This window comes from Vibrio sp. 1F263 (genome assembly GCF_041439035.1).
Classification (GTDB): domain Bacteria; phylum Pseudomonadota; class Gammaproteobacteria; order Enterobacterales; family Vibrionaceae; genus Vibrio; species Vibrio tasmaniensis_A.
Genome location: NZ_JBGONI010000046.1, coordinates 1 through 25709, shown reverse-complemented (window position 1 = coordinate 25709; position 25709 = coordinate 1). Strand labels below are relative to the sequence as shown.

Annotated in this window: 24 protein-coding genes and 1 other annotated feature; of the genes, 12 read left to right on the top strand and 12 right to left on the bottom strand. The window is 45.3% G+C overall.

Going from position 1 to position 25709, the window contains the following annotated elements; genetic code table 11:
* Window positions 1–319 precede the first annotated feature (319 nt).
* Genes pgsA through uvrY form a run of 3 tightly spaced genes read right to left on the bottom strand, consistent with a single transcriptional unit; the run spans window position 320 to window position 3416 of the window.
* A complete protein-coding gene (gene pgsA, locus ACED25_RS20615) occupies window positions 320–877 on the bottom strand; it encodes a CDP-diacylglycerol--glycerol-3-phosphate 3-phosphatidyltransferase (protein ID WP_012604331.1) in 558 nt (185 codons plus the stop codon).
* A gap of 46 nt (window positions 878–923) precedes the next feature.
* Window positions 924–2756, bottom strand: coding sequence for an excinuclease ABC subunit UvrC (gene uvrC, locus ACED25_RS20610; protein WP_029225627.1), 1833 nt, complete (start codon window positions 2754–2756; stop codon window positions 924–926).
* A gap of 15 nt (window positions 2757–2771) precedes the next feature.
* Window positions 2772–3416, bottom strand: a complete 645-nt coding sequence (uvrY, locus tag ACED25_RS20605) for a UvrY/SirA/GacA family response regulator transcription factor (protein WP_004729778.1) — start codon at window positions 3414–3416, stop codon at window positions 2772–2774.
* Window positions 3417–3842: 426 nt separating this feature from the next.
* Here uvrY and ACED25_RS20600 point away from each other — a divergent pair, with 426 nt between their 5' ends.
* Window positions 3843–6206 (top strand): DNA polymerase II, encoded by a 2364-nt coding sequence (locus ACED25_RS20600; RefSeq protein ID WP_371695958.1) that lies wholly within the window; start codon window positions 3843–3845, stop codon window positions 6204–6206.
* A 135-nt stretch (window positions 6207–6341) separates the two neighbouring features.
* On the opposite strand, the gene ACED25_RS20595 is transcribed toward ACED25_RS20600, so the two are convergent.
* The gene (locus tag ACED25_RS20595) at window positions 6342–7109 is read right to left on the bottom strand and encodes a nucleotidyltransferase domain-containing protein (protein ID WP_371695957.1); all 768 of its coding nucleotides are present in this window, start codon (window positions 7107–7109) and stop codon (window positions 6342–6344) included.
* Window positions 7110–7246: 137 nt separating this feature from the next.
* Between ACED25_RS20595 and yeiP the strand changes: the two genes are divergently transcribed.
* The 3 genes from yeiP (at window position 7247) to ACED25_RS20580 (ending at window position 8737) form a co-directional block, all read left to right on the top strand.
* The gene (yeiP, locus tag ACED25_RS20590; protein WP_009848748.1) at window positions 7247–7816 is read left to right on the top strand and encodes an elongation factor P-like protein YeiP; all 570 of its coding nucleotides are present in this window, start codon (window positions 7247–7249) and stop codon (window positions 7814–7816) included.
* Between the two features lie 10 nt (window positions 7817–7826).
* Entirely contained in the window at window positions 7827–8156 is a 330-nt protein-coding gene (locus ACED25_RS20585; protein WP_012604336.1) for an HI1450 family dsDNA-mimic protein, read from the top strand.
* Window positions 8157–8245: 89 nt separating this feature from the next.
* A complete protein-coding gene (locus tag ACED25_RS20580) occupies window positions 8246–8737 on the top strand; it encodes an RNA methyltransferase (RefSeq protein ID WP_004729783.1) in 492 nt (163 codons plus the stop codon).
* A 204-nt stretch (window positions 8738–8941) separates the two neighbouring features.
* On the opposite strand, the gene rluB is transcribed toward ACED25_RS20580, so the two are convergent.
* The 3 genes from rluB to ACED25_RS20565 all read right to left on the bottom strand — a co-directional run bounded on the left by rluB (window position 8942) and on the right by ACED25_RS20565 (window position 11667).
* Window positions 8942–9970 carry a 23S rRNA pseudouridine(2605) synthase RluB gene (rluB, locus tag ACED25_RS20575; RefSeq protein ID WP_004729784.1) on the bottom strand — a complete coding sequence of 343 codons (1029 nt, stop codon included), beginning with the start codon at window positions 9968–9970 and terminating at the stop codon, window positions 8942–8944.
* 159 nt (window positions 9971–10129) lie between these two features.
* Window positions 10130–10750 (bottom strand): L-threonylcarbamoyladenylate synthase, encoded by a 621-nt coding sequence (locus ACED25_RS20570; RefSeq protein WP_009848751.1) that lies wholly within the window; start codon window positions 10748–10750, stop codon window positions 10130–10132.
* A gap of 62 nt (window positions 10751–10812) precedes the next feature.
* Window positions 10813–11667 (bottom strand): PHP domain-containing protein, encoded by an 855-nt coding sequence (locus ACED25_RS20565; protein ID WP_009848752.1) that lies wholly within the window; start codon window positions 11665–11667, stop codon window positions 10813–10815.
* A gap of 120 nt (window positions 11668–11787) precedes the next feature.
* Between ACED25_RS20565 and ACED25_RS20560 the strand changes: the two genes are divergently transcribed.
* The 7 genes from ACED25_RS20560 to trpA all read left to right on the top strand — a co-directional run bounded on the left by ACED25_RS20560 (window position 11788) and on the right by trpA (window position 18940).
* Window positions 11788–11913 carry a trp operon leader peptide gene (locus ACED25_RS20560; protein WP_009848753.1) on the top strand — a complete coding sequence of 42 codons (126 nt, stop codon included), beginning with the start codon at window positions 11788–11790 and terminating at the stop codon, window positions 11911–11913.
* Window positions 11860–11974: a sequence feature (Trp leader region), on the top strand. (Overlaps the previous gene by 54 nt.)
* A 125-nt stretch (window positions 11975–12099) precedes the next feature.
* The gene (locus tag ACED25_RS20555) at window positions 12100–13689 is read left to right on the top strand and encodes an anthranilate synthase component 1 (RefSeq protein ID WP_009848754.1); all 1590 of its coding nucleotides are present in this window, start codon (window positions 12100–12102) and stop codon (window positions 13687–13689) included.
* Window positions 13690–13691: 2 nt separating this feature from the next.
* On the top strand, window positions 13692–14336 hold the full coding sequence (locus ACED25_RS20550; protein ID WP_102507490.1) for an aminodeoxychorismate/anthranilate synthase component II: 645 nt from the start codon (window positions 13692–13694) through the stop codon (window positions 14334–14336).
* Between the two features lie 9 nt (window positions 14337–14345).
* The gene (gene trpD / locus ACED25_RS20545; protein WP_371695956.1) at window positions 14346–15341 is read left to right on the top strand and encodes an anthranilate phosphoribosyltransferase; all 996 of its coding nucleotides are present in this window, start codon (window positions 14346–14348) and stop codon (window positions 15339–15341) included.
* A 20-nt stretch (window positions 15342–15361) separates the two neighbouring features.
* Window positions 15362–16813, top strand: coding sequence for a bifunctional indole-3-glycerol-phosphate synthase TrpC/phosphoribosylanthranilate isomerase TrpF (trpCF, locus tag ACED25_RS20540; RefSeq protein ID WP_371695955.1), 1452 nt, complete (start codon window positions 15362–15364; stop codon window positions 16811–16813).
* A 130-nt stretch (window positions 16814–16943) separates the two neighbouring features.
* Window positions 16944–18134: a tryptophan synthase subunit beta gene (gene trpB, locus ACED25_RS20535; RefSeq protein WP_010438034.1), complete on the top strand. Its 1191-nt coding sequence runs from the start codon at window positions 16944–16946 to the stop codon at window positions 18132–18134.
* Window positions 18134–18940 (top strand): tryptophan synthase subunit alpha, encoded by an 807-nt coding sequence (trpA, locus tag ACED25_RS20530; RefSeq protein WP_017080965.1) that lies wholly within the window; start codon window positions 18134–18136, stop codon window positions 18938–18940. The genes trpB and trpA overlap by 1 nt, the downstream gene beginning before the upstream one ends.
* Before the next feature lie 116 nt (window positions 18941–19056).
* Here trpA and ACED25_RS20525 read toward each other — a convergent pair whose 3' ends face one another.
* Both ACED25_RS20525 and ACED25_RS20520 read right to left on the bottom strand, forming a co-directional pair.
* On the bottom strand, window positions 19057–19854 hold the full coding sequence (locus tag ACED25_RS20525) for a slipin family protein (protein WP_012604343.1): 798 nt from the start codon (window positions 19852–19854) through the stop codon (window positions 19057–19059).
* An 82-nt stretch (window positions 19855–19936) separates the two neighbouring features.
* On the bottom strand, window positions 19937–21343 hold the full coding sequence (locus ACED25_RS20520; RefSeq protein WP_371695954.1) for a nodulation protein NfeD: 1407 nt from the start codon (window positions 21341–21343) through the stop codon (window positions 19937–19939).
* A gap of 410 nt (window positions 21344–21753) precedes the next feature.
* On the opposite strand from ACED25_RS20520, the gene ACED25_RS20515 reads away from it, so the two are divergent.
* Entirely contained in the window at window positions 21754–23073 is a 1320-nt protein-coding gene (locus ACED25_RS20515) for a dicarboxylate/amino acid:cation symporter (RefSeq protein ID WP_012604345.1), read from the top strand.
* Between the two features lie 91 nt (window positions 23074–23164).
* On the opposite strand, the gene ACED25_RS20510 is transcribed toward ACED25_RS20515, so the two are convergent.
* From ACED25_RS20510 to ACED25_RS20500, 3 genes are all read right to left on the bottom strand, one after another.
* Window positions 23165–24109: a class I SAM-dependent methyltransferase gene (locus ACED25_RS20510; RefSeq protein ID WP_371695953.1), complete on the bottom strand. Its 945-nt coding sequence runs from the start codon at window positions 24107–24109 to the stop codon at window positions 23165–23167.
* Window positions 24110–24117: 8 nt separating this feature from the next.
* A complete protein-coding gene (locus tag ACED25_RS20505; RefSeq protein WP_122046352.1) occupies window positions 24118–24816 on the bottom strand; it encodes a TIGR01621 family pseudouridine synthase in 699 nt (232 codons plus the stop codon).
* 212 nt (window positions 24817–25028) lie between these two features.
* A partial coding sequence (locus ACED25_RS20500) for a methyl-accepting chemotaxis protein (RefSeq protein WP_371695951.1) occupies window positions 25029–25709 on the bottom strand: 681 nt, incomplete at its 5' end.

The window sequence follows — 25709 nt, the reverse complement described above, 5'->3', positions numbered from 1 at the left end:
AACCGAGGTCCACGGATTTGCAATCCGCTGCATAGCCACTCTGCCAAGGCGCCTTAATAACTCCAATCGAATCGCTTATTGCCATCCTCTTGGGTACGGGATGCATTCTACGGATTCGAGCGTTTGAGTCAATATTATTTTTGTATTTTTAATTCGTTTGAATAGATTTTATACGAAACAGGCTAAATAGCTGACTTTGTGTGCAAAGCACTTTGTGGACAGGCTATTCAAAGGCGATCTATATCACATTAGATATCCACTATTGATAATTTAACCTTAGGTTAAAGATCAAAAAAGCGAGCCTCAGCTCGCTTCTTCATCAATGGTGTTTTTCGTCTAACAAATCATCTTTGGCGGCCATCAAGTATTGCGCCATTGACCAGTAAGTAAGAACGGTTGCAACATAGAGTGCAATGTAACCCACCCAAACCATCCAGTCGTCGTATCGCCAGATAAGTACCCAAAGAGCAAACATCTGAGAAACGGTTTTCACTTTACCAACCCAAGATACCGCAACGCTTGCACGTTTGCCGATTTCAGCCATCCATTCACGAAGCGCCGAGATGATAATTTCACGACCAATCATGGTCACAGCAGGAATAGTCACCCAGATCGAGTGATAATGCTCGGTAACTAAGATAAGAGCAGTAGCAACGAGCACCTTATCCGCCACGGGGTCAATAAAGGCACCAAAGCGAGACGTTTGTCCTAGTTTACGAGCCAGCATGCCATCTAGCCAGTCAGTAAAACCCGCTACCCAAAACACCATTGCAGCAGCAAAAGGAGCCCATTCATAAGGTAGGTAAAAAACAACAACGAATACTGGGATTAAAAATAGTCTCAGTAAGGACAAAATGTTAGGTATATTCAAACGCATATTATTAGGCTCTTATCAATTGCGCTTTAATGGTGCGGGATTTTTACTATTGTTTCAATGCTTGATAAATGTTTTCTGCCAAAGAATGACTAATGCCCGGCACTTTGGCTATTTCTTCGACAGTTGCACGCTTAAGTTCTTGTAAGCCACCCATATATTTCAACAAAGATTGACGACGCTTAGGCCCTACCCCTTCAATTCCTTCAAGTGCACTGGTTCTACGCGTTTTACCACGTTTTGCTCTATGCCCGGCAATAGCATGATTATGGCTTTCGTCACGAATATGTTGGATAAGGTGTAACGCTGGCGCATCACTGGGTAAATTGAACTCTTCGCCTTCAAGAGTCACCAAGGTTTCTAAACCCGGTTTACGCGTAACCCCTTTGGCTATACCCATCATTCTTGGTCGAAATGGCCAATCACCCCAATATTGAGAAATGATCTCATGAGCGCGGTTGAGCTGACCTTTACCGCCGTCGATAAAAATGATGTCTGGGATCTTATCGACATCAAGTTGCTTCGAGTAACGCCTCTCAAGCGCCTGAGCCATGGCCGCATAGTCATCACCACCAGTAATCCCGGTGATGTTGTAACGACGGTATTCGGGTTTAACCGGCCCTTCTTGATTGAACACCACACAAGACGCAATTGTGCTTTCACCCATGGTATGACTGATATCGAAACATTCCATTCGTTTAATCGCATCCATCGACAACACTTCTTGAAGCTCTTTAAAGCGCTGGTTGATGGTCATCTTGTGATTAATCTTGGTGGTAATAGCCGTCAATGCATTGGTATTCGACAGTTTAAGGTAACGACCTCGAGTACCTGAAGGGTTGGTATTAAAGTGAATCTTACGACCCGCCACTTCACACAAGGCTTCTTGAATCGGAGTGACATCTTCCATCAAATCGGCATTGAGAATCAAACGAGTTGGGATGGTTCTCGCTTCATTATGCGCAAGATAGTATTGGCTTAAAAAGCTCGAAAAAACCTCTTCTCGCACCGTATTGTTGGGGATTTTCGGGAAATGGCTTCTACTGCCTAAAACCTTGCCTTGGCGAATCATCAAGATATGAATACACGCTACGCCATTCTCTTGAGCAAAGCCCAACACGTCCATATCTTCCATTGAATCGTCGGATACATATTGTTGTTCTTGCACGCGTCGAATCGCTTGGATTTGGTCACGGAACGCGGCAGCTTGCTCAAAGCGAAGCTCTCGGCTTGCTGTGTCCATCTTTTCGATGAGCGTCTCAAGGACTAACTTGTCCTTCCCTTGCAAGAACAGACGAACGTAGTCGATAAGTTCACTGTACTCTTCATCAGAGATGATTGAGCTGACACATGGCGCAGCACAACGGCCAATCTGATACATCAAACACGGGCGCGTTCTGTTGGCATAAACCGTATCTTCACACTGGCGAGCAGGAAAGATTTTTTGTAGTAGGTGCAACGTCTCACGCACAGCGCCGGAATCAGGGTAAGGACCAAAGTATTCGCCCTTTTTCTTTTTAGCACCACGATGCATCGACAAACGAGGATGCTTGTGACCGCTAATAAAAATATAAGGGTACGACTTATCATCACGCAAAAGTACGTTGTATTTAGGCAAGTACTGCTTGATGTAGTTATGCTCAAGGATGAGCGCTTCTGTTTCCGTGTGCGTTACAGTGACATCGATCTTGTCAATATTGCTGACTAAAGCGCGTGTTTTTTCACTGTCGACTTTTTTACGGAAATAACTGGAAAGGCGTTTTTTGAGGTTCTTAGCTTTACCGACGTAAATAACAACAGCCTCGGCGTTATACATTCGATAAACGCCGGGCTGCTCTGTTACTGTCTTGAGGAATGAGACTGAGTCAAACAAGTTGGTCACTATACGATCTCAGTGTTAAAGGGTCTCAGTGTCTAACATTCCATGTCTAATCGCTAAATGCGTCAGCTCTACATCGCCACTGATATCCAGCTTACTGAACAAGCGGTAGCGGTAACTGTTGACTGTTTTAGGACTTAGATTGAGTTGTTCTGAAATATCCGTCACTTTCTGACCTTTGGTAATCATCATCATGATTTGAAGTTCACGTTCAGATAAGTCTGCGAATGGATTTTCAGACGCAGGCGAGAATTGGCTCAAAGCCATCTGCTGCGCAATTTCTGGCGAAATGTATCGTTGGCCACTATTAACCACTCGAATTGCATTTACCATTTCATCCGGACCTGCCCCTTTAGTAAGGTAACCAGCAGCTCCAGCTTGCATCACTTTAGTTGGAAACGGATTTTCCGTATGAACAGTTAAAACGATGATTTTAACATCAGGGTTGAAACGCAAGATTTTCTTGGTTGCTTCTAAGCCACCAATACCAGGCATATTCATATCCATCAAAATAACGTCAGTATTGTTAGTACGACACCATTTTGCAGCATCTTCACCGCTTTCAGCTTCCCCTGCTACGTTCATTCCACGGACGTCTTCAATAATACGTCGTATCCCTGTGCGAACCAGCTCGTGATCATCTACAAGGAAAACATTTATCAAACTTGTATCTCCACACTATTAATTGGCTCTGCAATCACTGTGTCATTTCATCTGTTTGAAACAATTGAACAAAGGAACAGTGAATCGCAGCATTGAGTATATCTTAACTTAATTACTAAAAAAAAGCTCTGTTGAATATGTGCTGAAACACGAACTTTAGCAAGTACTTATTAACAAACAAGCCAACTAAAACAACAAGCTTTTTCTAAAAATCAACCAGTTAAAACAACACCCAATAAAATTACACAAGATAAAGATATTTTCAATACCATTGAATAGCCATTCGCGACAATTTCACTTATTTGCTTATAGAGTCCCGTTATTTGCCTCTGTTAACTAGAATTTAGTTAGTATTTTTGCTGCCGGTTATGCGCTGAGGGTCGCTAGGTGGTAGTATTCGATTCCCAATTTCAATAGGTTACTACATTGGATATTCAGCAAGGCTTTGTACTCACAAGACAAGCAAGAGACTTTTCAGGGCGCACACAAATCGACTTGTGGTTAAGCACCCCTCAAGGCCCTACTCTACTGACAATTCAAAATGAAAAGCCTGTCTTTTTTGTTGCTCAATCTGATATCGAAACGTGCCAATCTATTGCCGATAAAGAGGCCATAGATTGTCAGTTTAAGCCTTTAGAGTTGGCGACATTTGACCAAACCCCTTTAGCCGCTTGTTACACTTCCTTATCGAGAAGCAGCTTCGGGTTAGCTCAAGCCTTTAACGGTGAAGAAATCCAAACCTTTGAAAGCGATATTCGACTCGCCGATCGATTCTTAATGGAACGCTTTATTAAAGGCAGTATCGAATTCACAGGGACTATCACCCCAAAAAGACAGCATCGCAGAGTATCGAACGCAAAATGTCGAGCTGGCGATTACTTGCCAAACTTGTCTGTGGTTTCGCTTGATATTGAGTGTTCGGAAAAAGGTGTGCTTTATTCCATCGGCCTAGACAGTCCAATGGATAGCCGAGTGATAATGATTGGCGATCTACAAGAAGCAGACACCAATATCCAATGGGTTACCAACGAGAAAGCGCTGCTTGAAGCTATGATTGCGTGGTTCTCCGAGTTTGACCCAGACATCATCATCGGTTGGAATGTCATTGATTTCGACTTTAGGCTGCTGCACAAACGTTCAGAATGGAACGAAGTGAAACTCAGTATTGGTCGCGACAATCAACCGAGCTTCTTTCGCAGCTCCGCACAAAACCAGCAGGGATTCATTACCATTCCTGGTCGCGTGGTCTTAGATGGTATCGATACGCTTAAAACAGCAACCTACCATTTCAGGTCATGGTCTCTTGAGTCCGTGTCACAAGAGTTACTGGGCGAAGGCAAAGACATTCATAATGTTCATGACCGCATGGATGAAATCAATCGAATGTTTAAGTTCGATAAACCTTCACTTGCCAAGTACAACCTTCAAGACTGTGTGCTAGTAAACCGAATCTTCGAACACACTCACCTACTCGATTTTGCTATTGAACGTTCTCGCTTAACTGGTGTTGAACTTGATCGCGTTGGCGGCTCTGTCGCTGCTTTTACTAACTTATACATGCCTCAGATACACCGAGCGGGTTACGTCGCGCCGAACTTAGAGCCTGAGAACTGGATCGCTAGCCCCGGTGGTTATGTGATGGATTCGATTCCCAACCTTTATGACTCTGTGTTGGTACTCGATTTTAAGAGCCTTTACCCATCGATCATTCGTTCTTTCTTAATTGACCCGATGGGGTTAATTGAAGGACTAAAGTTAGAGTTAGGCTCTGAAGAAGACCAAGCAGTGGCTGGGTTTCGTGGCGGTCAATTCCACCGCTCTAAGCACTTTCTACCACAGATGATCGAAAATCTCTGGGCAGCGCGTGATGTCGCGAAGAAGAATAACGAGAAAGCTTTTTCTCAGGCGATTAAGATCATCATGAACTCTTTCTATGGTGTGCTGGGTTCTTCTGGTTGTCGTTTCTTTGATACTCGATTGGCGTCATCGATCACCATGCGTGGTCATGAGATCATGAAGCAAACCAAGGTTCTGATCGAAGATAAAGGGTATCAAGTAATTTACGGAGATACCGATTCAACTTTCGTGTCTCTTAATGGCAGTTTTGAGCAAGAACAAGCAGACGAGATTGGTCACTCTCTTGTGGCTTACATCAACGACTGGTGGACGAATCACCTGAAAGAGGTCTACAACCTCACCTCGATACTTGAATTGGAATACGAGACCCATTACCGCAAGTTTCTAATGCCGACAATTCGGGGCTCTGAGACAGGATCGAAGAAACGTTATGCAGGCTTAATCAATCAAGGTAACCAAGAGAAGATCATTTTTAAAGGCCTTGAAAGTGCACGAACCGATTGGACGCCCCTTGCACAACAGTTCCAACAAACCTTGTATGAGATGGTCTTTCACGACCAAGATCCAAGTGATTATGTTAGACAGTTTGTCGATGAAACATCCGCGGGCAAACATGATGATTTATTGGTGTATCAAAAACGCTTGCGCCGTAAGTTGCATGAATACCAGAAGAACATTCCGCCACAGGTTCGCGCTGCTAGATTAGCCGATGAGATCAATGCCCAGCTTGGTCGCCCACTTCAATACCAAAACAAAGGACGTATTGAATATTTGATTACGCTGAGTGGCCCCGAGCCCAAGGAGTATTTGAAGAGCGGTATCGATTATCAACATTACATCGACAAGCAGATTAAACCGGTCGCAGAAGCGATTCTGCCATTTATAGGGTTAGATTTTGAAAGAGTCAGCGGGCAGCAACTAGGCCTGTTCTAGATTGAATCCTCTTTTCGAAGCGACATGAGACTCGAGATACCTATTAAAACTCGAGCCAGACATAAAAACGAAAAAAGCAGAGACGTGCTCTTCAGCTTGCTCTGCTTTTCATATCAATGGATAGCTTACGAACCCCTATCCGATTCGAAACTCAGTTTTCTGATACTGCTTAACCAGCCATTCACCAAAGCCATCAAGAATACCTATTACTGAACGTTTAGGAATCGCACGCCCAGACAGCAAAATACCCAATCTTTGAATCTCAACTTCTTTCTCTGGATGATATCTCAAGAACTGTTGACCGCACTCCATAGGCGCATCGAACCAATTCTTGTCTCGGTACATGGTCAAAGAGTAACTGGCTCGCAGAAGCTTCTTGGCAATAATCACCTGCGCGGCGACTTGTTGTTCTGGCGTTGTTGCTCGGGCTATCTTATTACGATAAACCGCTAACCAATTTTCCGCGTCCATATTCCAATGCTTAGCAATTTCCCAACTCGTTTCGAAATCACCATAGCAATCAGATAAGTCTTCACCATGCACACACACAGCTAAATGCTTGAGCATAAAGCCCCACGTAAAGATATTGTCGAAATCAACTATCTCGCTCACCAAGGTAGTTTTGATCGCCACTTGAGTGACCTGAGGGAAGCTCTTTTGGAAGCGCCATTTGATGGTATTCAGCAGCGTGGTTCGTTGGTCTGGGAAAGAACGATGAGTAACCACAACCACATCTAGATTCGAGCGACCGACAACGGCTTGCTTGCGTGCCACACTGCCATAAACATAGACACTGTGCAGATTAGAACCTAACCCACCTTTTAGAAAGGTAATCAGATCGTTAACCACAGGTTGAAATTCAGGTTGAAATGGCTGTGTTGGGTCAATAACAGGTAGCTGCATAGGTCGTTTCGGTAAATAAAATAATGATTTAACTGTCTCTCTATGATCGCTTAGGTGACTTTATGATTCAAGCTATTCCTATTTATAGCGTCTACGAGATATAATCACCGGATAGACCCAATAAGGACAAACACAAAATGCCTAGAGCAAGTGAGATTAAAAAAGGTTTTGCGATCAATGTTGATGGCAAAACAGTACTAGTTAAAGATATCGAAGTAACAACACCAGGTGGCCGTGGCGGTCAAAAGATTTACCGCTTCCGTGGTCACGATGTAGCAACTGGCGTTAAAACAGAAGTTCGCCACAAGGCTGACGAAATCGTTGAAACGATCGACGTAACTAAGCGTGCGGTGATGTTCTCTTACGTTGATGGCAACGAGTACATCTTCATGGATAACGAAGATTACACACAATTCATCTTCAACGGTGAAATGATCGAAGACGAACTGCTGTTCATCAACGAAGATACGCAAGGTATGTACGCGATTCTTATCGACGGTACTGCGGCGACTCTTGAGCTACCAACTTCAGTTGAGCTAGTAATCGAAGAGACAGACCCTTCAATCAAAGGTGCATCTGCTTCAGCTCGTACTAAACCAGCTCGTCTGTCTACAGGCCTTACTGTTCAAGTTCCTGAGTACATTGCAACTGGCGACAAAGTTGTTGTGAACACAGCTGAACGTAAATACATGAACCGCGCAAGCTAAGATACTGATTATGACCGAAGCTAACGACCTAATGTCTTACGACGATGCAATTGACACTGCATACGACATCTTTCTAGAGATGGCTGCTGATAACCTTGAACCTGCAGACGTGATCTTATTCACGGCTCAGTTTGAAGATCGTGGCGCTGCAGAACTTGTTGAAACTGGTGACGATTGGGTTGAACATGTTGGCTTTGAAGTCGACAAAGAGATCTACGCTGAAGTACGCATTGGTCTTGTAAATGAAGCTGATGATGTCTTAGATGACGTATTCGCTCGTCTACTGATCAGCCGTGACCCTGAACACAAGTTCTGTCACATGTTGTGGAAACGCGACTAGGCTCTTCTTAAACCAGCTCAGAGTACTGAGCTGGTTTTCTTACGACTTCATAGCCTCATCACTTTACCAAACTGCAACTCTACAAAATTATGACCAAAGCAAAGACAGATACCCTATCCAAAGGCTATGCCTGTGTTGGATTAGTAAATCCCAAAACCCCTGAAAATGTTGGCTCAGTAATGCGAGCAGCTGGTTGCTACGGAGCAAACTCTGTATTTTATACTGGCACCCGTTATGACCACGCTCGACAATTTCATACCGACACCAAGGAAAAGCACCTTGAGCTACCATTAATTGGTGTTGAAGACCTGAAAGACATTATTCCAGTTGGCTGCGTGCCCATCGCGGTTGATTTGATAGAAGGCGCTAAGCCTCTGCCTGATTATAAGCACCCACCTCGTGCTTTTTATATCTTCGGCCCTGAAGATGGAACTCTGAAAAAAGAGATCACGGACTTCTGTCGTGAAACCATCTACGTTCCGACTAATGGCTGCATGAACCTTGCTGCCGCGGTCAATGTTATTTTGTATGACCGCATGGCGAAGGGTGACAACTTCTCGAATCATTTGAAAGTGACCTAATACCAATCGTAGTCCATAGCTAGTCACCCTAGCTAGTGAAGCACTTCTACCTGGTTAATCGTTTCTACTTGGTAAGCACTTCGACATGATTTGAACTGCGCCATATTCAAGACGAAAAAAAACCTGCTAAGTTAGCAGGTTTTTTAGTATTCGAAACGTTGGATTAAGCTTTAAGCTTAAGAACTGTAGCAACTACTGGTGTAATTACTTACGTGATCTTGGCTTAGCCGGTTTAGCCGGGCGTCCGTTGTTCAGTTTAGGCTTTTTGGTAGCCTGAGGTTTGCCATTGGTCGCTGGAGCACTACGGCCTGAATCAGGTGTTGTAGTACCGCGAGTTGCAGGCTTCTTACGCTTAGTCTGGTTGCTACGGCCTTTAGGAGCATTTGCACGCTCTTCGTGACGCTTAACAGCGCGACGAATTTTTTGGCTACGAGAACGCTCACGCTTACGAGAAGTGTTTGCAGGATCAAGATCCAACAGTGTCTCTTTTTCTGGCTGAAGTTCAACAAGCTCACGCAAGTAGTTTACTTCTTGAAGATCTAGCTCTTTCCAACCGCCACGAGGCAGTTTCTTATCAAGGTAGATATCACCGTAACGTACACGTTTCAGACGGCTTACTGTTGTTTCTTGTGATTCCCAAAGACGACGAACCTCACGGTTACGACCTTCGTTAATTGCTACGTAGAAAGTATGGTTCATACCTTCACCGCCAGCGTAAACCACATCTTCGAAACGAGCCATACCATCTTCAAGTTGAACGCCACGAGTCACGTTCTTAACTTTTTGCTCGGTTACTTCACCAAATACACGTACTAGGTACTCACGCTCAACCTGACGGCTTGGATGCATTAGGCGGTTTGCTAGTTCACCATCGGTTGTGAACAACAGTAGGCCAGATGTGTTTGCATCAAGACGACCAACTGAAATCCAACGAGAACCACGGATCTTAGGTAGACGATCGAAAACAGTACGGCGACCTTCAGGATCGTGACGAGTACAAAGCTCACCTTCAGGTTTGTAGTAAGCAAGTACACGACAGACCACTTCTTCAGAGGCTTTGCCTGTAATTGTGTGGCCATCGATACGGATCACTGAGTTCTCGTCTTCAAGACGCTCACCCAATTTCGCAACTTGACCGTTAACACTTACACGACCAGATTTGATTAAACCTTCTAGTTCACGACGAGAACCGTGACCAGCTCGCGCTAAAACCTTCTGTAATTTTTCGCTCATTTACTCTTTTCTACCTAATTGTCGTCTTCACAGACGTCGAATGAATTTTTCGCGACCAAATCGCGGTCGCGTATTATCGCAAATAACCTGCCAAAAAGCACTTGTTATTTACTCTGGCAGGTTTGCTGTTTCGTTACAGACTGTTAATCAGCAACGCTATTATTCAAACGGCGCTGGATCACCGGCACCACGGCGTAAAACAACGGCGTCATCGTCACTGAAGTCAATAACCGTAGTCGGTTGCTCACCTAAGTAGCCGCCATTCAAAATGACATCAACCGCATGCTCGAGGCTGTCACGAATTTCTTCAGGATCCGATTCAGTTGTCTCGTTACCCGGAAGAATCAGAGACGTCGACATCAATGGCTCGCCCATTGCTTCTAGAAGGTCTAGGGCAATTTTGTTATCCGGTACACGAATACCGATCGTTTTACGCTTAGCGTTCATCAAACGCTTTGGTACTTCTTTGGTTGCTTTGAAGATAAACGTGTAAGCACCGGGCGTGTGCGCCTTAAGTAAACGGAAAGCAACGTTATCAACTCGTGCATACAGTGACAATTCAGAAAGATCACGGCATAACAAAGTGAAATTGTGCTTATCATCGATTCGACGAATTTTACAGATGCGTTCAAGTGCTTGTTTGTTTTCAAGCTGACAGCCCAGCGCATAACCGGAATCTGTTGGATAAACCACAACGCCACCATTGCGAATAATCGCAACCGCTTGAGTAATTAAACGCGCTTGTGGGTTATCTGGATGTACATAAAAAAACTGGCTCATTGTTGATCCTCGTTATCGAATCTCTCGACTCTATCATCAGAAGGAGCTGGTTCACCTAAAGACTATTCAGATGGTGAAACCGTTTGAAACTCCCAATCTTTCCATACTTCTTCGACCCCAGAAGGTAGCCAGAGATTACGTCCAAGTTCCATCCATGGGGATGGGTAATGGAAGTCGCTGCCTTGGGAGGCTAATAGTTTGTATTGTATAGCATAATCCGCAAGTGTGCGTCTTTCTTGTTGTGCTTGCTGAGGTTGAGCCACTTCCATGGCGTCACCATTTGCTTCAACAAATGCAGCGAGAAGGCGTTTAACCCACTTGGCGGTAAGGCCATATCGCGCAGGGTGAGCTAATACCGCTTGACCACCAGCCGCATGAATAGCCGTGACAGCATCACTCATTGAGCACCATGTTGGCGGCACATAGCCTGGGTTATTGCGCGTAAGAAACTTTTTAAACACCTGCTGCATGGTTTTCGCGTAACCATTGTCGACTAACCATTTCGCAAAGTGTGCTCGAGTAATTGGTGCATCACCTGCAATCAACTTAACCTCTTCTAACACACCTTCACGGGTCGCTTTCTCAAGACGTTGAGCAATCATCTCTGCACGTCCGACACGGTGTTGCTTCTGTTGTTCAATTAACGCTTTCAATTCTGGTGATTCAGGATCGACGTTTAACCCAACAATATGGATATCTTTGTTTTGCCAAACGGTTGAGATCTCGATGCCGTTAATCAACTGAATAGGAAGATTGTTATCAGCAATATAGCTGCGTGCTTCTGCAAGCCCATCAGTCGTATCATGATCTGTAATCGCTAACGCTTCGATGTTAAAGCCTAGCGCTCGGTCAATCAGTTCAGGTGGAGTAAGTCGGCCATCTGAGGCTGTTGTATGACTATGTAGATCAATTCTCATATATTCTTTTTCATTGTTTTCAATTTTTATCGTTATATTTGTGTCAACGCACTTGACCTGCAAGCGCAAAACTAGTTAACTAGTACACAAATACGAAGTATCACATTTGATAGGTTCACTATGTTACAAGAATTTAACCAAAACCATAAAGATAAAGTTTTAGAACTTTCTTCAGTAGAAGCAAGTTCAGAGCTTAATTGGTGGCGCACTTGGACAAGTTCTTGGTGGGCCAACGTGTACTTCTAATTAAACAGTTTGTTTATAAAAAAGTTATCACTAAGCCCGCTTTCATAGCGGGCTTTTTAATTTGTCGAACATCTCACATTCAACTGACTAACAAATCAACGAATTGACCATATTCTAGATTGGGTGAAAGGTATCTTTATGCGACTATGTACGGCAGGAAATTTAAAGAATCATAAAGGAGGTCTTGTGAACAAGGCCATTGAAATCAAAAAGCTGGGAACCATTGAGGTCATCAATTCTTCCGTTCCTTACTCGCAAGATCCAACCAGTGTTTTTCATACTCTGTGTGAAAACAAAACAGACAGTCTGTTGTTGGAATCTGCTGAGATTGAATCTAAACAGAACCTGACAAGCCTACTCCTTATCGACTCTGCTGTTCGCATCGTATGTCGCGGACATGAAGTAACCTTTCAAGCGTTGACTCAAAATGGTCAAGCGCTTATCGAACACCTATCTCAAAACGTTAAAACAGAGATAAAATCTGACCTTACGGATAACGTTTTGACGCTGACTTTTGTTGAGCCAAGCAACGAATTAGACGAAGATTCACGTTTAAGAGAAGCGTCTTCATTCGATGCACTGCGTTTGGTTCAACACAGCTTTGAGCAAGACGCGGATAACAAACACGCGTTATTCATGGCTGGCCTATTCGCTTACGACATCGTGGCGAACTTTGAACCGCTAGGCGATGCTGAAGCAACCAACAACTGCCCTGACTTTGTTTTCTACGTTGCCGAGACTCTATTACGTTTCGACCACCAAGAAAACGAAGGCCTACTTCACGCGAGCTTGTTTGCTCAAGATGAAAGCATCAAAGCGCAATTAACAGAGCGCCTAGCCGACATTCAAACACAGTGTCAGTCATTGAAAGCCATCACAGAAGTTACACCACTCGACAACGTTGACGCTGTACCGAGTGTTTCAGATGAAGACTTCTGCCAAACGGTTCGTGATTTAAAAGAATACGTCGTTAAAGGCGATGTATTCCAAGTGGTACCTTCACGTCGCTTTACGCTACCTTGCCCTGCTCCATTGGCGGCTTACAAAGAACTCAAGCAAAGTAACCCAAGCCCTTACATGTTCTACATGCAAGATGAGCTGTTTACTCTATTTGGTGCTTCTCCAGAAAGCGCGCTGAAGTACGAAACTGAAACCAACCAGATCGAGATTTACCCAATTGCTGGTACTCGTCGTCGTGGTAAGCGCCCGAATGGCCAAATTGATTTCGACCTAGACAGCCGTATCGAACTTGAACTGCGTACCGACAAGAAAGAAAACGCGGAACACATGATGCTTGTTGACCTAGCACGTAACGATGTGGCTCGTATTGCCGAAGCAGGCACTCGCCACGTGGCAGACTTGCTGAAAGTGGATCGCTACAGCCATGTAATGCACTTGGTTTCTCGTGTTGTTGGTCAGCTACGTGAAGACTTAGATGCTCTGCACGCTTACCAAGCTTGTATGAACATGGGCACGCTAACGGGCGCACCAAAAATCCGCGCAATGCAGCTTATTCGTGACGTAGAAAAAACGCGTCGTGGTAGCTACGGTGGTGCAGTCGGTTACCTAACCGGTGAAGGGACTCTAGATACTTGTATCGTGATTCGCTCTGCTTACGTTGAAGATGGCGTGGCACAAGTACAAGCGGGCGCAGGTGTGGTATTCGACTCAGACCCACAAGCAGAAGCAGATGAAACTCGCGGCAAAGCTCAAGCGGTCATCTCTGCGATTCAAGCAGCTCATACTAAAAACCTAACAACTAAGAAGGAGTCGTAATCATGGCTGATATTGTATTCATCGATAACTTCGACTCGTTCACTTACAACCTTGTAGACCAGTTCCGTTCATTAGGTCACAGCGTGAAAATTTACCGTAACAACATTCCTGCAAAGGTCGTTGAAGCGGCGATCAATGAACTAGACAACCCTGTTGCACTGCTTTCGCCAGGCCCAGGCGCTCCGGCTGATGCGGGCTGCATGCCTGAGCTGATTCAGCTACTAAAAGGCAAAGTGCCAATGATTGGTATTTGCTTAGGCCACCAAGCGATTGTTGAAGCCTACGGTGGCACCGTTGCAGGCGCTGGCGAAATCATTCATGGTAAGGTGTCGATGATGGAACACCAAAATCATGCGACTTACCAAGGCTTACCTTCGCCGCTGGCTATCGCTCGCTACCACTCTTTAGTAGCAACGCATGTATCAGATAGCTTAACAGTGACAGCTGAAGTCGATGATTTGGTGATGTCTGTAGTTCAAGAACAAGACAAGGTTTGTGGATTCCAATTCCACCCTGAATCAATTATGACGACCTACGGTGCAACGCTTCTAGCAAACGCTATCGAATGGGCTCTTGAGAAACCTATTCATTTAGAGAAAAGCTCTCCCCTTGAGAAGACAGCGACTCTTGACCAAAAGACTAACTAGGAAACGATCATGGAACAGATTAATAAACTTTACGAACAGCAGTCTCTTACTCAAGAAGAAAGCCAACAATTATTTGATGTCATCATCAAGGGCGAACTAGACCCAATCCTGATGGCTTCTGCACTGACTGCACTTAAGATCAAAGGCGAGACGCCAGACGAAATCGCTGGCGCGGCAAAAGCACTGCTTGCCAATGCAAACCCGTTCCCACGCCCTGATTACGATTTCGCTGACATCGTAGGTACAGGTGGCGATGGTCACAACACCATCAACATTTCTACAACTTCTGCATTTGTAGCAGCAGCGTGTGGCTTAAAAGTCGCGAAGCACGGTAATCGCAGTGTATCGAGCAAATCAGGCTCTTCTGACCTACTGGATTCGTTTGGCATCAACCTAGCGATGACAGCGGAAGACACTCGTACTGCTGTTGACGAGCTTGGCGTAGCATTCCTATTTGCTCCGCAGTATCACGTTGGTGTACGTCACGCGATGCCGGTGCGTCAAACAATGAAAACACGCACTATCTTCAACATCCTTGGTCCACTGATTAACCCTGCTCGCCCTAACATCGAGTTAATGGGTGTTTACAGCAAAGAGCTAGTACGCCCTATCGCGGAAACCATGCTGCAAATGGGTATGAAGCGTGCTGCCGTTGTGCATGGTAGTGGCCTTGATGAAGTGGCGATTCATGGCGAAACCATCGTTGCTGAAATTAAAGATGGCAAAATTCACGAGTACACAGTGACACCGGCTGACTTTGGTTTGAACACTCACCCTCTTGAAGCAATCAAGGGTGGCAAGCCAGAAGAAAACAAAGCCATCACAACAGATATCCTAACGGGTAAAGGCACTGAAGCCCAAGTTGGCGCAGTAGCCGTGAACGTTGCTCTATTGATGCGTCTATTTGGTCACGAAGATCTAAAAGCCAACGCACAGCAAGCGATTGACGCGATGAACTCTGGCAAAGCGTACGAGCTTGTACAAAAGCTTGCTGCACACGCCTAACGAACGACGAGACAAAGAACATGACACAGACTACCGATAAACTGTCGACCCACGTTTCAGTCAAAGAAGCTGAAATGGCGGAAGTACTAGCAAAAATCGTTCGTGACAAATACCAATGGGTTGAAGCGCGTAAGCAGACCCAACCACTGGACGAGTTTAAAGCGGCGTTAACCGCAACAGACCGCAGCTTTTATGATGCTCTGAGCGGTGAACAAACCGTTTTCATCACTGAATGTAAGAAGGCATCTCCGTCTAAAGGTTTAATCCGTGACGAGTTTGATTTGGACTACATTGCATCGGTTTACAACAACCACGCCAACGCGATTTCAGTGCTGACAGACGAGAAATACTTCCAAGGTGACTTTGAATTTTTACCTAAGGTTCGCAGCATTGCTAAGCAGCCTATCCTGTGTAAAGACTTCATGGTTGATACCTACCAAGTTTACTTAGCTCGTCACTACTCTGCAGATGCTATCTTGTTGATGCTATCGGTATTAGATGACGAAGAGTACCAAGCACTGGCGGAAGTTGCTCACTCGCTCAACATGGGTGTACTAACCGAAGTCAGTAACGAAGAAGAGCTTCACCGCGCAGTCGCTTTAAAAGCAAAAGTGATCGGTATTAATAACCGTAACCTGCGTGACCTTTCGACGGATTTGAACCGTACTAAAGAGTTGGCTCCGCTGGTTCGCGAACTGGCTCCAAACGCAGTCGTGATTTCAGAGTCTGGCATCTACACACATCAACAAGTTCGAGACCTTTCAACGTTTGCAGATGGTTTCTTAATCGGCAGCTCTCTGATGGCTGAAAAGAACCTAGAGCTTGCAGTGCGTAAAGTAACACTCGGTGAAAACAAGGTGTGTGGTTTAACTCACTCTGACGATGCCGCGAAGGCTTATCAAGCTGGTGCGGTGTTCGGTGGTTTGATTTTCGTTGAAGCGTCTAAGCGTCATGTGGATATCGAAGCGGCTCGTTTAACCATGAGTGGCGCACCGCTGAACTACGTGGGTGTGTTCCAAAACCACAGCGTAGCAGACGTTACGAAAACGGTATCTGAGCTAGGCCTGTTCGCTGTGCAACTGCACGGTGATGAGTCTCAAGCATTTGTTGATGAGTTAAAACAATCAATACCTGAAAGCGTTGAGATTTGGAAAGCTTACGGTGTGGCTTCTGGTGGTGAAAACGGTGCTAAAAGCGCGCTACCAGAATTACTGAAAAGCAACGTGACTCGTCACCTGCTAGATACTAAAGTGGGTTCTCAAACGGGTGGTACTGGCCAAGCGTTCGATTGGAGCCTAATCAACAACCAAAGCGCAATTATGTTAGCGGGTGGCCTAAACCCAGAAAACGCTAACCAAGCCGCTAAGTTAGGTTGTTTAGGATTAGACCTAAACTCTGGCGTTGAATCCGCTCCAGGTAAAAAAGACGCAGACAAACTGCAACGCGCTTTTGCAGCGATTCGTAATTACTAGCACAAGCTCGCGCTAGAAATTAGAAAGCAGAAACTAAAAACATATTTGTGGGCTTTGCCTTTTGCGAAGCTCAAGCAAGATTAAATGACTTGGTGTGAAGACACATCAATAGAATTGAAGGAATAACACAATGGCTAAACTCGATGCCTACTTCGGTGAATACGGTGGTCAATACGTACCGCAGATCCTAGTCCCAGCACTAGACCAACTAGAACAAGCATTTATTGATGCACAAGCCGATCCTGAGTTCCGCAGTGAATTCATGACGCTTCTGCAAGAGTACGCAGGTCGTCCAACGGCACTAACGCTAACGCGTAACCTGACTAAAGGTACAAAAACCAAACTGTACCTAAAGCGTGAAGATCTACTTCACGGCGGCGCACATAAGACAAACCAAGTACTTGGCCAAGCGCTACTTGCTAAACGTATGGGTAAGCAAGAAATCATCGCTGAAACTGGCGCAGGCCAACACGGTGTTGCAACAGCGCTTGCTTGTGCTCTACTAGGCCTTAAGTGTCGCGTTTACATGGGTGCAAAAGACGTTGAACGTCAAAGCCCGAACGTATTCCGCATGAAGTTGATGGGCGCAGAGGTTATCCCTGTTCATTCTGGCTCTTCAACGCTAAAAGATGCATGTAACGAAGCGCTACGTGACTGGTCTGCAACTTATGAAGACGCGCACTACCTATTGGGTACTGCAGCGGGTCCTCACCCATTCCCAACGATTGTTCGTGATTTCCAACGCATGATTGGTGAAGAAACGAAAAACCAAATTCTAGCTCGTGAAGGTCGCCTTCCTGATGCCGTTATCGCTTGTGTTGGCGGTGGTTCAAACGCTATCGGCATGTTCGCTGATTTCATTGAAGAAGAGTCTGTTCGCCTAATCGGTGTAGAGCCTGCTGGTAAAGGTATTGATACTGACCAACACGGCGCGCCGCTTAAACACGGTAAAACCGGTATTTTCTTCGGTATGAAAGCCCCACTGATGCAAGATGAGAACGGCCAAGTAGAAGAGTCTTACTCTGTATCTGCGGGTCTAGATTTCCCATCAGTTGGTCCTCAACACGCGCACCTGAATGCGATTGGCCGTGCTGAATACGACAACGTGACCGATGACGAAGCGCTAGAAGCGTTCCAATTGATTGCACGTAAAGAAGGTATTATCGCAGCACTAGAGTCATCTCATGCTGTGGCTCACGCTGTAAAAATGGCTCACGACGACCCAGAGAAAGAACAGCTATTAGTCGTTAACTTATCTGGTCGCGGTGACAAAGACATTTTCTCTGTACACGACATTCTTAAAGAGAAAGGAGCATTATAATGGATCGCTATCAATCACTCTTCACTCGCTTAGCTGAAAAGAATCAGGGCGCATTTGTACCATTCGTAACGGTTGGCGATCCTAACCCTGAGCAATCACTTAAGATCATGGAAACCTTGGTTGAAGCGGGTGCAGATGCACTTGAGCTTGGTATTCCATTCTCTGATCCGCTTGCAGATGGCCCAACAATCCAAGGCGCAAACATTCGTGCTTTAGATTCTAAAGTAACGCCAGATGTGTGTTTTGATCTTATTGGTCAAATTCGCGCTAAATACCCAGAGCTGCCAATCGGCCTACTGATGTACGCGAACTTGGTTTACGCACGTGGTATTGAGAACTTCTACGAACGCTGCGCAAAAGCAGGTATCGATTCAGTATTGATTGCTGATGTACCAACCAATGAAAGCGGCGAATTTGTTGCTGCTGCGAAGAAGTTTGGAGTTCACCCAATCTTTATTGCTCCGCCAACAGCAAGCGATGAAACACTTCAATCAGTTTCTGAGCTAGGTGGCGGTTACACATACCTACTTTCTCGCTCAGGCGTAACGGGTGCAGAAACAAAAGCAAACATGCCTGTAACTGCCCTACTTGATCGTTTGAACAAGTTTGATGCGCCACCAGCACTGCTTGGTTTCGGTATCTCTGCTCCTGAACAAGTGAAAGAAGCGATTGTAGCGGGCGCTGCAGGTGCTATCTCTGGCTCAGCGGTTGTGAAAATCATTGAAAACAACGTTGAACAACCAGAAGCAATGCTTAAAGCACTTGCGGAGTTTGTTACGCCAATGAAAGCGGCAACGCAGAAATAATCGACGGTCATTAAATAGACGTTCGTAATCAATGGTCGTTAAATAAAACCAGCGATTCAAATACTAAAAGGCTCCACAACTGTGGAGCCTTTTTTATAACTCGTCATTCACGCTAACTACTCATCAGCTTTCATCGCTTTCTTAATCGCAGCCTCATTGAGCGTCGCTTTGATCGGGTCGGTTATCTTCTCCACTAGATCGATGGGCATTGGAAAGATGATGGTGGAGGTTCTTTCGTTGGCCACCTCGGTTAACGTTTGCATATATCGCAATTGAATGGCATTGGGCGCTTGATTCAGCACTTCGGCCGCTTCACGTAACTTTGAAGATGCTTCAAGCTCACCTGTTGCATGTATTACCTTAGCTCGACGAGAACGCTCGGCTTCCGCTTGTTTAGCAAGGGCTCGCACCATACTGTCATCCAGATCAACATGCTTGATCTCGACATTGGCAATCTTGATCCCCCAGTTATCGGTGTGTTGATCCAGTATCGCTTGTAAGTCTCTATTGAGCTCTTCTCGCTCAGACAATAGCTCGTCCAACTCATGTTGCCCAAGCACCGAACGCAGCGTTGTTTGTGAAAGTTGGCTGGTCGCTTCAAGGTAATTCTCAACGTTGTTGATCGCCATCTTCGGATCCAGCACTCGGAAATACACCACTGCATTCACCTTAACCGACACGTTATCGCGTGTGATCAAATCTTGTGTTGGTACGTCCAACACGATAGTTCGTAGATCCACTCTTACGATTTGTTGAATGAAAGGAATGATGATAATCAACCCCGGCCCTTTGACGCCGTAAAAGCGCCCGAGGAAGAACACCACTGCACGCTCGTACTCGCGCAGCACTCTGAACATGCTGGCTATCAGCAAGATAACGAGCACAATGACAATACCTATAGTGTGTATAAACATAACCGCCCCCTAATGGTAACGATGGTTAAGCAATTAATAATTCAATAACGTTTGTTCTAGCATTCCACGCTAACAGTCCGCGCTAGCTAGATTTCGATGATGTCTCATCGGGCAACGCCTCAACATCCAACAACAACCCAGTCAGTTTGGTCACTCTAATAAGCTGCCCCGCTTGCAATTCACTCGCGCATTTGGCTTGCCATATCTCACCTTCAACCAATACTCGACCCGCACCGGGGAAGCCGCTTACCACTTTGCCAGTGTCGCCGACAACCGCTTCCACCCCCGTAGTCACCGGCTTGTTTCTCACTCGGACTAGCATAGAGATAGTTACAACGATAAAAGCGACAGAGAATAGGCTAATACCAATAATTAACGGCAATGCGATTTGATAACCCGGCACTTCGGTATCCATCAGCATGATCGAGCCCAATGTGAATGCGGCGACGCCACCCAAACCGAAAATCCCGAAGCTCGGGCTAAAGGCCTCTGCCACCATTAAGGCAATTCCCAATAGGATTAAAGCAAGGCCCGCGTAACTCACCGGTAGCATTTGTAAGGAGTACATCGCTAATAACAGACAGATGCCGCCCAATACACCCGGTAAGCCGACGCCAGGGTTATAGAACTCAAGCAACAAACCATAGATACCGATTAGCATCAGAATGTAAGCAACATTTGGATTAGTGATCACCGAAAGCAAACTAAAGCGCCAGTCTTGTTCTCGCTCGACAAAAGAAACATCACTCAGTTGGACTTCCTGACTGACACCGTTGATGGTGATGACGCGTCCGTTGCTCAGTTCAACCAATTGCTGAAGGTCGCTGGCAATAAAATCAATCACGTTAAGAGTCAGTGCATTCTCAGAATCCAAGCTGGCTGCCTCTCTTACCGCTTTTTCTGCCCATTCTTCGTTACGTTTGTGCAGCTTAGCCAAACTGACGATGTAAGCCGCTGCATCATTAATGACTTTCTTTTCCATCGCAGTGATGGCTTTTACTTGGTCTGAGTTCTCTTGTTTGGTTGCGTCTTGCTCACTCGCAGAAGTGTTATCATCTTTATTGGTATCGTCTTGAGGCGACAAGGGATTAGTCGGCGCTTTGCCACCGCCGAGAGACACAGGGGTTGCTGCACCTAGATTAGTTCCGGGCGCCATGGAAGCAACGTGGCTGGCAAGTAAAATATAGGTTCCGGCGCTCGCTGCTCGCGAACCCGCAGGCCCAACCCAAGTAACGACTGGAATCGGTGAGGTGGTGATGGATCGAATAATGTCACGCATCGACGAATCTAACCCGCCAGGCGTATTCATTTTCAAAATGATGAGTTTTGCTTGCTCATCGTGAGCTTGTTCTATTTCTCTAGTGAGGTAATCACTGGTCGCCGGACCTATCCCTCCGTTCACCTCAATCACCCAGACATCATCGGCCTGAGCGAACACAGAGCTGAACAACAGAAGAAACGCAAACAAGTACTTTAATATAAAAGTCATAGCCCCTCTCCTTACAACTGAGATGCTAGATAGACGTTTTATTTAAAGCGCAGAGGTAACATCTTGGTAATAAATAGATACCTTAAGCATAGTTCAGGCTAAATTTCCCACAACAAGCTTTATCATTTTCAGCCAGATTAATCTGTATAGAAAAAACTTAAAGATATTGATTAAATGTTAACAAAAGTAAGCAAGCGACGCGAAGCACAATCCATTCACAAAGCGATCAATAAAAACACTTTTATAAATCTTACAAATAACCGAACAACGAAAAACCAAAGCAAACGTTTGCCTTGGTGTAAAAAAACATCTAATAGCGATTCACCTGCTGTTTTTAAGAGACTTTCACCTCTGCTCATATTGATAAATGTAAAGGATACGTGTAAAACTCTTCGCGAAATATTTATCCAATGGCACATCGTTCATTGGTGAGTAATTCTGGGATTTTTATATTTAGTAGCACAGAGGTTATGGAAGTGTTAAAAGAAAAGAGTTTACTAAGCAATATTGGCATTCAAGTCGTTATTGCAATGATCATCGGTACAGCAGTCGGCGCGATGATGGGTGACAGCGCAACAATGTTCGCTCCACTGGGTGCTATCTTCATCAATTTGATCAAGATGCTGGTTATTCCTCTAGTCGCGGTTGCCCTAATTTCAGGTGCTGCAGGTCTAGGTAATAGCTCATCGGCTGGTAAAGTCGGTGTAACAACACTGGGTTACTTTGCACTAACGTCTGCACTTGCTGTAGCACTAGCGCTTGTAATGGGTGAAGTGTTCGAACCGGGGCGTGGTATCGATGTTTCTGGCGTTGAAGGCATGTTCTCTTCAGAATACGCTGCGAAAGGCGAACTTCCAACGTTCTGGGCAACCATCACTGGCATGATCCCTACCAACGTTTTCCAATCACTGAATGAAGCAAACATTCTGCAAATTCTCGTTTTCTGCTTATTCTTTGGTATTGCGATTTCTAAACAAGCAAAAGAGAAACGTGACCCTATCATCAACGGTGTAAATGCTATCGTTGACGCTATGGTATGGATGATCAACAAAGTTATGATCATTGCACCACTTGGCGTATTCGGCCTAATGGCTGAAGCAGTCGGTACGTTTGGTTTTGGCGCGCTTATGGTCGTGTTCAAGCTGTTCATTGTTTACATCGCTGCGATTCTTATCTTCGGCTTTGTTGCTTACCCACTGATGATTCAAATCTTCACTAAGACTTCAGCTAAGAAGTTCCTAGTGGCAATGAAGAAGCCTCAAGCGGTTGCACTATCAACAGCATCTTCAATGGCGACACTACCAGTAACAATGGAAACGGTAGAGAAAGAACTTGGCGTTCGCAACTCTACGGCTTCATTCGTTCTGCCACTTGGTGCGACGATCAACATGTCTGGTAATGCAATTTACTACGGCCTGGTTGCTATCTTCTTTGCACAGCTGTTCAACATCGACCTGTCTATGGGCGCTTACGTTGCTATCATCGTAACCTCTACGCTAGGCGCAGTTGGTCAAGCAGGTGTTCCAGGTCCTTCTTTCCTAGTGGTTGCGGTTCTTCTAGCAGCTGGTATCCCTATCGAAGGTCTACCTCTATTATTCGCTCTAGACCGTATCTTCGACATGATTCGTACTGCTCTTAACATCACAGGTGATGCAGCATGTGCGGTAATCGTTGATTCTCTAATCAAAGACGAAGTGAAAGAAGCTGAGCTAGAGAAACAACAAGCTTAAACTTCTTAGAAACCTAAAGACCAAAAAGCCACTCATTGAGTGGCTTTTTTACTTTCAAACGTTGATATTTGTTAACTCTAAATTAAGCGTCTTAAGAAACGTTAATTTTAAATCTCAGGACTTTCAAACTTGAATCGGGGTCAACATCGACAAACTCAGGTGGGTTATTTAGACGCTCGATAAACTCAACACTTGGCGCTTCTTCTACCATCGTCTCAATCAAGAAGTTTGGTGACACTGCTGGTGAGTTAACACAAGCAATCACTTCACCACCTTCGGTTAGAAGCTCAGGCAAACGACGTAAGATCTTTTTGTAGTCTTTAGTAAGTGCAAAGCTGCCTTTTTGGAACGAAGGCGGATCGATAATAACCAGCTCATATGGGCCACCCTTCTTGATTTTTCCCCACGACTTAAAGATATCGTAGCCAAGGAAGTTCACCGAGCGCATATCATGCTCATTCAAGCGGTGGTTATCACGGCCTTTGTTCAGTGATCCGCGAGACATGTCTACGTTCATACATTGTCGAGCGCCACCCGCAATCGCCGCCACAGAGAAACCACAAGTGTATGCGAACAGGTTAAGAACGTTCTTATCCTTAGCATTATCTTGTACCCACTGACGGCCATTACGCATGTCTAGGAACAGACCGAAGTTCTGATTGCGGCCAATGTCTAGTTGGTACTTAAGCCCATGTTCAACCACGACTGGTGAGTCGTTCAATTGACCCCACAACACTTCAGAGGGCGCGCCATCAGCATAACGGTGTTGCAGCACAATGCTTGTGCCCTGTTTTACTTGCCAGATATCTTTGTTAGTGAGGTCGACCAATCCAGTCTTTAGAGATGATAAGAACGCTTGGTCCACTTCTTTAAACACGTTAACCAATAACTGTCCATCAACCCAATCACAAGTGAGTTGATCTAGGCCGGGCCAAAACTTGCCACGCCCGTGAAAAATACGACGTAGTTCATTCGGCACTTCATTCAATTGCTGTTCAATATGACTAAAAAACAGAGGTAAAGCTGATGCTTCCATTATTTCACTCACTTAGTGTTTAGCTTTGGCCACGTTAATGACCAAGGTTCAAGCCAACTGTCTAAACCATTAGACACGATCTCTTGATGCCATTTCTCACCCAAAGAGTCGAGGTTTCTTGGATCGCAGACATATTCGTAGGCTTGTGATTGATAGGTAAATCGAATCGCGAAGGCATGCAGATAGCCTCTGTCAGCCTCGTTCGATGGATTGTAAATAGGATCACCAACAATAGCCGAGCCAATGGACTTCATCGCGACACGGATCTGATGAGTTCGCCCCGTATAGGGTTTACATAAAAGTAGACGCTCACCGGGTTCAGCCGTTGCAGATAAAAATTGGGTAATCGCTGGGTTTTCTTTGGTTGTCAGCAGCTTCCAGCTTGAGCGTCGTGAACGCTCCATATCTCCTGAAATCAGCCCCTGCTTTTTCTTCGGCTTCTTGGAGCCTATCGCAAGGTAGTACTTCTCTACTTCACGCTTTGCAAACAACTGTGAAAGCTCACTCGCTGCCGGGGCATTTTTTGCCAGCAGTAGAATTCCTGACGTCATTTTATCGAGACGATGGACTAAATATAGCTTCGGCTCATTGATTGCCTTAGCAACTTCTTGCAATAACATCGTATCACCATCGTCTTTATGGACGCTGACGCCTGGATGTTTGTTTATAAGTAAAAAATCAGAGTGATTCAGAAGAATGTCGAACATGTAAAGGCTAGCTCCATTGTAGAACGTGGAGTATACCGTGTCTGAATCCAGATTCCAGCTACGAAAAAGCCCAACGAGTTCAATAAACATTGAATCGTTGGGCTTATGTTTCAATAGTCAACTATCACTGGGAAGTCTTTAATCAATTCGCTCTAAGCTTATGTTCTAGACTTATGATCCAGCTCTAAGCTCTAAGCTCTAAGCTCTAAGCTCTAAGCAAGTTTGAACTTACCTACTAAGCCTTCAAGTTCGGCAACTTTAGCATTCAAACCTGATGTGTTCTCAGAGCTGCGAGTCGCTAACTGTAATGACTGTTCAGAGATATCACTGATTGCCGTAATATCCGCTGCGATTTCTTTTGTCACCGCTGTCTGTTCTTCTGCCGCAGTCGCAATTGAGTTAACCATGCTTTGTACGTTGCCCGCACCGCTAACAATTGCTTCTAGAGCCGATACCGCCCCTGTACTTTGCTCTACACCAATTTCAACTAAACGACAGTTGTCTTGAGTGTAAGTCACCGCTTCTTGAGTACCTGATTGAATAGATTGGATGATACCAGACACTTCTTGTGTTGCTTTAGTCGTTCTCTCCGCTAGCGCTCGTACTTCATCAGCTACCACGGCAAAACCACGACCGAACTCACCAGCACGCGCAGCTTCAATAGCCGCGTTCAGAGCCAAGAGGTTGGTTTGTTCTGCGATATCTTCGATTACCTTGATAACACTGCCAATCTGCTCGCCATGTGAACCCAGCGTGTTCATTTGTAACGACATGTCGCTCATTTGAGTAGACACTTGTTGGATGCTCGCAACCATCTCCACGATCACTTTACGACCGTCTTCTGCAGACGTTTCTGAGCGGCGCGCTTCTTCATAAGTAGAAGTACCTTGTTG

Coding starts and splice junctions, on each gene's coding strand:
- ACED25_RS20570 (WP_009848751.1), bottom strand. CDS start 10,750: ATGAGCCAGTTTTTTTATGTACATCCAGATAACCCACAAGCGCGTTTA.
- trpA (WP_017080965.1), top strand. CDS start 18,134: ATGGATCGCTATCAATCACTCTTCACTCGCTTAGCTGAAAAGAATCAG.
- ACED25_RS20585 (WP_012604336.1), top strand. CDS start 7,827: ATGACCGAAGCTAACGACCTAATGTCTTACGACGATGCAATTGACACT.
- ACED25_RS20595 (WP_371695957.1), bottom strand. CDS start 7,109: ATGCAGCTACCTGTTATTGACCCAACACAGCCATTTCAACCTGAATTT.
- ACED25_RS20525 (WP_012604343.1), bottom strand. CDS start 19,854: ATGTTTATACACACTATAGGTATTGTCATTGTGCTCGTTATCTTGCTG.
- ACED25_RS20550 (WP_102507490.1), top strand. CDS start 13,692: ATGGCTGATATTGTATTCATCGATAACTTCGACTCGTTCACTTACAAC.
- ACED25_RS20580 (WP_004729783.1), top strand. CDS start 8,246: ATGACCAAAGCAAAGACAGATACCCTATCCAAAGGCTATGCCTGTGTT.
- trpB (WP_010438034.1), top strand. CDS start 16,944: ATGGCTAAACTCGATGCCTACTTCGGTGAATACGGTGGTCAATACGTA.
- yeiP (WP_009848748.1), top strand. CDS start 7,247: ATGCCTAGAGCAAGTGAGATTAAAAAAGGTTTTGCGATCAATGTTGAT.
- ACED25_RS20515 (WP_012604345.1), top strand. CDS start 21,754: ATGGCACATCGTTCATTGGTGAGTAATTCTGGGATTTTTATATTTAGT.
- rluB (WP_004729784.1), bottom strand. CDS start 9,970: ATGAGCGAAAAATTACAGAAGGTTTTAGCGCGAGCTGGTCACGGTTCT.
- ACED25_RS20520 (WP_371695954.1), bottom strand. CDS start 21,343: ATGACTTTTATATTAAAGTACTTGTTTGCGTTTCTTCTGTTGTTCAGC.
- ACED25_RS20510 (WP_371695953.1), bottom strand. CDS start 24,109: ATGGAAGCATCAGCTTTACCTCTGTTTTTTAGTCATATTGAACAGCAA.
- pgsA (WP_012604331.1), bottom strand. CDS start 877: ATGCGTTTGAATATACCTAACATTTTGTCCTTACTGAGACTATTTTTA.
- ACED25_RS20565 (WP_009848752.1), bottom strand. CDS start 11,667: ATGAGAATTGATCTACATAGTCATACAACAGCCTCAGATGGCCGACTT.
- trpD (WP_371695956.1), top strand. CDS start 14,346: ATGGAACAGATTAATAAACTTTACGAACAGCAGTCTCTTACTCAAGAA.
- ACED25_RS20505 (WP_122046352.1), bottom strand. CDS start 24,816: ATGTTCGACATTCTTCTGAATCACTCTGATTTTTTACTTATAAACAAA.
- trpCF (WP_371695955.1), top strand. CDS start 15,362: ATGACACAGACTACCGATAAACTGTCGACCCACGTTTCAGTCAAAGAA.
- ACED25_RS20560 (WP_009848753.1), top strand. CDS start 11,788: ATGTTACAAGAATTTAACCAAAACCATAAAGATAAAGTTTTAGAACTT.